The 5,761-nt window shown below is 62.9% G+C and carries 5 protein-coding genes; 2 read left to right on the top strand and 3 right to left on the bottom strand.

Annotated features, from left to right (window positions below; genetic code table 11):
- Positions 1-40: 40 nt before the first annotated feature.
- Complete coding sequence (locus tag ACXJ7R_RS23390; protein WP_457153912.1) at positions 41-706, bottom strand: outer membrane protein; 666 nt, start codon at positions 704-706, stop codon at positions 41-43.
- Between the two features lie 183 nt (positions 707-889).
- Here ACXJ7R_RS23390 and ACXJ7R_RS23385 point away from each other — a divergent pair, with 183 nt between their 5' ends.
- Together ACXJ7R_RS23385 and ade are read left to right on the top strand one after the other, a co-directional pair.
- Positions 890-1,267, top strand: coding sequence for a SecDF P1 head subdomain-containing protein (locus ACXJ7R_RS23385; RefSeq protein ID WP_457153911.1), 378 nt, complete (start codon positions 890-892; stop codon positions 1,265-1,267).
- Positions 1,268-1,372: 105 nt separating this feature from the next.
- Positions 1,373-3,190 (top strand): adenine deaminase, encoded by a 1,818-nt coding sequence (gene ade, locus ACXJ7R_RS23380; RefSeq protein ID WP_457153910.1) that lies wholly within the window; start codon positions 1,373-1,375, stop codon positions 3,188-3,190.
- A 24-nt stretch (positions 3,191-3,214) separates the two neighbouring features.
- On the opposite strand, the gene ACXJ7R_RS23375 is transcribed toward ade, so the two are convergent.
- Positions 3,215-4,378, bottom strand: coding sequence for an alpha/beta hydrolase (locus ACXJ7R_RS23375; protein ID WP_457153909.1), 1,164 nt, complete (start codon positions 4,376-4,378; stop codon positions 3,215-3,217).
- A gap of 143 nt (positions 4,379-4,521) precedes the next feature.
- Positions 4,522-5,595 carry an alpha/beta hydrolase gene (locus ACXJ7R_RS23370; RefSeq protein WP_457153908.1) on the bottom strand — a complete coding sequence of 358 codons (1,074 nt, stop codon included), beginning with the start codon at positions 5,593-5,595 and terminating at the stop codon, positions 4,522-4,524.
- Positions 5,596-5,761 lie beyond the last annotated feature (166 nt).

The following is a 5,761-nucleotide window of genomic DNA, read 5'->3' as shown; positions in this document are numbered from 1 at the left end:
CCACAGCCTTGGCCGGGTCGCGCCAGGCCGCTCGCGAGGCTCAGAACTTGTAGCTCAAATTTATACCCACCGTGTTCAGCTTCACATCCTGGTCGCGGTCGGTGAAATCGCCGGACGCGTCAAAATGCTCCGAGCCGAAATCATAGTAGCGATACTGGGCGCCGACGACGAACTTGTCGGTCAGCGCGTAGTCGACGCCGGCACCCACTGCCCAGCCGACACTCGTGCGTGAGCTGTCGAACGCCGTGCCTGTCGCTTGCGACGTTTCGATGCCGGCAAAGGCGATGCCGCCGATGCCATAGACCAGCAGCCGGTCCATTGCGTAGCCGGCCTTGGCGTTGATTGATCCGAACCATTTGACGTCGGTGCCGAAAGTGTTTCCCGGCTCCGCCTCGGTCGAGCCGTCGACCGAGGAATAGTTGAGGTCGGCCTCGGCGCCGATCACTGCCTGGTCGAACTGCCACAGGCCGGCGATATGGCCGCCGACAAAACCGCCGTCGATATCGGGCGAGACGGAAAATGGCTCGCCCCCCGTCCCGTTGATATCGGACTGGCCCCAGCCATATCCAGCCTGCAGGCCGGCGTAGTAGCCGGTCCAGTCGAAGCCGGGCGCGGTCATCGGGACGTCGACGGTGGGGTCGGCTGCGGAAGCCGGCACGGCCAGGGCAGCGAGAAAACCGGCAGTTGCGACCATCAGGCGACGCACATCGAACTCCCCGAAATGACGAATTCAGAAAGGCCCTTGTCGGAAGGGTAACCCGATTTACGACAAAACGGAATCCTATTCTGGCCGATACCGGTCGCAAGCCCGGTGCCGCCAGACCGGAGACAAGCGGCATTGGCGCGGCAGCGTCGCCGTGCAAGATCGGCGGTTTGGAGAAAATTCCCGATGCGCGTCCTGTTTCTCCCGATTGCTGCAACGGCCATCGGACTGCTCGCCTGCGGCCTCGCCATGGCCGAGCCATTGACGCTAACAATCGCCAAGGCCGTGGTGGTACCCGATCCGGCGCCAGGACAAGTGGCGCTCAACCTCAAGATGACGCCGGACAGTGGGCGTGCATTCGCCGCTTTCACCAAGGCGAATGTCGGGAAGACGATTGATCTCAGCGTTGGCGGCAACGTCGTGATGTCGCCGCGGCTGGTCGAACCCATCCTCGGCGGCGAGGTCATGATCAACGGCAGGTTCGCCAAGGGCGAACTCAGGCGTCTCGCCGATCAAATTTCGGCCGGAAAGGCGAAAGTCACGGTCGACGTCAGCGCGCAGTAGCCTTGGTGAAAAGCCGGACGGCCTTTGTCATGGCGCAACAGGTCCCAGTTTGATGCTGGTCAAAACCACACCGGCTTGGCACAGTCGGGCAAACAGGAGTCTTTCATGGCCAAGAAGCCATCGGCGCATGCGACAAAACCCAAACCCTGGACCGAGATGGCAACGCAGCTGGTCGATGTCGCCATGGGCCGCAAACCCGCCGATCTCGTCATCCGCAACGGCCGCTGGGTGAACGTCCATTCTGGCGAGGTCATCGCCGGGACCGACATCGCCATTGCCGGCGGGCGCTTCGCCTATTGCGGGCCGAACGCCAGCCATGCCATCGGCCAGGGCACAAAGGTGGTCGACGCCGGCGGGCGCTATCTGGTTCCCGGCCTTTGCGACGCGCACATGCATGTCGAGAGCGGCATGGTGACGGTCACCGAGTTCTGCCGCGCCGTCATTCCGCACGGCACCACCTCGATGTTTGTCGATCCGCACGAGATAGCCAATGTGCTGGGCCTGCCCGGCGTGCGGCTGATGCATGACGAAGCCGTCGCGATGCCGGTCAACGTGCATGTGCAGATGCCGTCCTGCGTGCCTTCGGCACCAGGGCTGGAACATGCCGGCGCCGAGCTGACGGTCGCTGATGTCGCCGAAGCGATGACTTGGGAAAACATCATCGGGCTGGGCGAAGTGATGAATTTCCCCGGCGTCGCCGCCAACGACCCGGTCATGTCTGGTGAGATCGCGGCGACCGTGAAAGCGGGGAAAACGGTTGGCGGACACTATGCCTCGCGCGATCTCGGCCTGCCGTTCCATGGCTATGTCGCTGGCGGGCCGGAAGACGACCACGAGGGTACGCGGGCCGAAGATGCCATTGCGCGTGTGCGCCAGGGCATGAAGGCGATGCTGCGGCTCGGCTCGGCCTGGTATGACGTCGCCTCGCAGATCAAGGCGGTGACCGAGAGCGGCATCGATCCGCGCAACTTCATCCTGTGCACGGACGACAGCCATTCCGGTACGCTGGTCCATGAAGGCCATATGGACCGGGTGGTGCGGCACGCCATCCAACAAGGGTTGAAGCCTGTAACAGCAATCCAGATGGCGACGCTCAACACCGCCCAGCATTTCAAGCTCGAACGCGAGATCGGCTCGATCGCGCCGGGCCGGCTGGCCGACCTGCTGATCGTCTCGGATCTCTCGGCGATGACCATCGACGAGGTCTATGCGCGTGGCGTCAGGCTGGCCAAGGGCGGCAAGCTCGAAATCGACATTCCGGCCTATGACTACCCGAAGACGGCCAAGAACACCGTCAAGCTCGGCAAGAAACTCAAGGCCGGCGACTTCGACATCGCGGCTCCCAAGGGCGCCAACGAGGTCCGCGTGCGCGTCATTGGCGTCATCGAGAACCAGGCGCCGACGCGTGCACTGGAAGCGGATCTGCCGGTCGAGGACGGGCTGGTCGCCATGGATCGCCGCAACGATATCTGCCAGATCGCGCTGGTCGAGCGCCACAAGGGCACAGGCGGCGTCACCAACGCCTTCGTCTCCGGCTTCGGCTACATGGGCGATTGCGCCATGGCCTCCAGCGTGGCGCACGATTCGCACCACATCATCGTTGTCGGCACCAATAAGCAGGACATGGCGCTGGCCGTGAACCGACTGGGCGAGGTCGGCGGCGGCGTCGTGCTGTTCTCCAAGGGTAAGGAACTGGCGCTGGTCGAAATGCCGATCGCGGGGCTGATGTCGGACGAGCGGGCGGAAATCGTCGCCGCCAAGGCCGAGAAGCTGACCGAAGCGATGCGCAAGATGGGCTGTTCGTTGAACAACGCCTATATGCAGCACTCGCTGCTGGCACTGGTCGTCATTCCGGAACTGAGGATTTCCGACGTCGGGCTGATCGATGTGACGACGTTCCAGAAGGTCGATCTTTTCGTCTGAGATCAGCCGTCGGCGCTCGGCTGATCACCCGCCAGCGCCGACGGTCAGCACCTTGAACGGCGTGGTGATCACGACCTCGGCGACCGAGCCGACGGCCTTGCCTATACCTTGGCCGATGTCATCGAACCGCACCGCGTCGGGCTCGTCCGCTCGTAAAGCGGCCGGTGTGCGCAGCCGGTCGCCGAGCAGTTGCACCAGGATCGGGTTGTCGGCGAATTTGGCATGGTTCAAACGGTCGCCGCTCTTGGTCTTGGTCAGGTCCACCACGACCACGCCATAGCTGGCAAGGTCGGCGGCATTGCCGTAATCGCCAACGCGCGGCTTGTCGCCAGAGATTAGGGAAGACAGCTTGAGGGCGCGGTCGTCGCCCGAGAGCAGGATGGCGAACGGCTTGTCCGGCTTGCCGTAGCGGATCATCTGCTTCTTGAACACATCGACATCGATGTCCGGCGAGGCCAGGACGACATAGCCGAGCTTGCCGCCGAGATCGCGATCGCCGGTGATGGCGAGCTGCCGCAGCGCTTCCATCGTCACCCAGGTTCCCATCGAGTGAGCGATGATGTCGATGCTCTTGACCCGCGTCTTGGCCAGCATCCTGAGCGTCGCCTCGAGGTCGTCGCGTGCCGCGTTGGCGCTTTCCTTGTCGTAGATATAACCGGTCGTCTTGCCGCTTGACGCCCAGGAAAACAGCACCGGTGTGCCGGGATATTTCGTGTCGTGGGCGATCTGCGTCAGCCGATAGATGCCGTCGTCGAAACCGTTGTTGAAGCCGTGCACGAAAACCAGCGCACGTCCGCCGCTCATGGCGATGTCGGCGCCGACCGCCTTGGCGAATTGCGGCGCGCCTTCATAGAAGGTCACGTCCTTGGCGGTGAAATCCTTGGCCGGATTGCTGTTTGCGGATCCCTTGACCCGCTCGATGGCGCCGAGCTGATGGCTTTTGGGAACGGTCACGTCGACCCGGGCAAAGCTGGTGGTCAGCGAACGGTCGCCGTCGTAGACCTGTCGCGGGTTCTTTGTTGCCCTCTGCCGGGTGGTGGCAACGAAGATCTCATGCGTCGCAGCGATGTCGGAAGCGGGCACCGTGATCGTCGTCTTGTTGAGCAGATCATGGGTTTTCTGGCCGGCGCAGCCGGTGACAGCGAGCGCGAATGCGACGACAAGGTAGCGCTTCGAACGCACGGTCACACGCCGGCTCCGCAAGGGGGGGACGTCAAACGCATGACGTCGCTGGATATTCCGATAAAGCCAGAGGGCGGCGCGGTCCAGTTCAAAGTGCGCCTAGACGTCTGCGATGATGAACAGGCACGGCAAAATCGTGGGATTTCGTCTTATTTTCCGAGCAGGCCGATGCGATCGGTCACGTCGCGATCGCTGGCAAAGCCGTCATCGTCGCGCAGCCGCTGGCCGATCATCTTCACCAGTTCGGGATTGTCGGCGAATTTGGTGTGGTTGAAGCTATCGCTTCCCTTGACCTTCGAAAGATCGACCACGGTCACGCCGTAGGAGGCAAGATCGGCGGCATCCTTGTAGTCGCCGACGCGTGGCCGCGAGCCGGCAATCAGGCCGGAGAGCCTCAGTGCCCGATCGTCGTCGGACAACAGCAGGATGAATGGTTTGTCAGGCTTGCCGTAGCGCCTCATCTGGCTCTTGAACACATCGACATCGATGTCGGGCGAGGCCAGCACCACGTCGCCGAGTTTGCCGCCGAGATCGCGGTCGCCGCTGATGGCCATCTGGCGCAGCGTTTCCATCGTCACCCAGGTGCCCATCGAATGGGCGACGATGTCGATGCGCCGCGCTCCGGACTGCTCCAGCATCCTCAAGGTCACTTCGAGCTGGTCGCGGGCCGCGCTGGCGCTTTCCTTGTCATAGACATAGTCGGTGGTCTTGGCGCCGGAGGCCCAGGAAAACAGCACCGGCGTGCCCGGATAGCCGGAATCGTGGACGATCTGCGTCAAGCGGTAGACGGCATCATCGAAACCGGTGTTGTAGCCATGGACGAAGACCATAACGCGGCCGCCGCGCGCCGCGATGTCAGCGTCGAGCGCGCTGGAGAACTTCGGCTGTGCGTCGTAGCCGACGACTTCGGACGCCATGAAATATTTCGCCGGGTCGTCGGATTTGCCGCGCGACCGGCGCTCGATCTGGCCGGTCTGGTGGGAGCCTGGCACCGTGACGGTGACGCGGGCGTAATTCAGCGTGGCCGAGCGCTCACCGTCGAAAACCTTGTTGGGATCGTCGGATTTCTTGCGCGTCGTCGCGATGAAGATGCTGTGGTTGCCGGCGATCTCCGTCACCGGCGTCGCGACGATCGCGCTACCAAGCAGTTCCTGTGTTTGCGTACCGGCACAGCCGGCGACGAGCAAGGCAAGGACAATGGCAAAGATATTCTTCAAAGGCACTCAGAAATTCCAACTCCGGCCAAAAGGCCTGCCTACCCCCGCGACATCCCGGACAGCCAGAGTGCGGCAGAACTAAGTCGCGTCCAGCCGAAATGTGGTCAGCGCCCGGTCACAGTCATCGCACTGTTGCGCGAAAGCCAAAACGGCGGCAGAAACGCCGGAATGT

The organism is Mesorhizobium sp. P5_C1 (genome assembly GCF_054049815.1).
The sequence above is the reverse complement of the archived record's forward strand: the minus strand, read 5'-3'. Positions and strand labels throughout refer to the sequence as shown.

Bases quoted from the DNA above. Each gene is read 5' to 3' on its own strand.
- ACXJ7R_RS23385 (WP_457153911.1), top strand. From the start codon at position 890: ATGCGCGTCCTGTTTCTCCCGATTGCTGCAACGGCCATCGGACTGCTC.
- ade (WP_457153910.1), top strand. From the start codon at position 1,373: ATGGCCAAGAAGCCATCGGCGCATGCGACAAAACCCAAACCCTGGACC.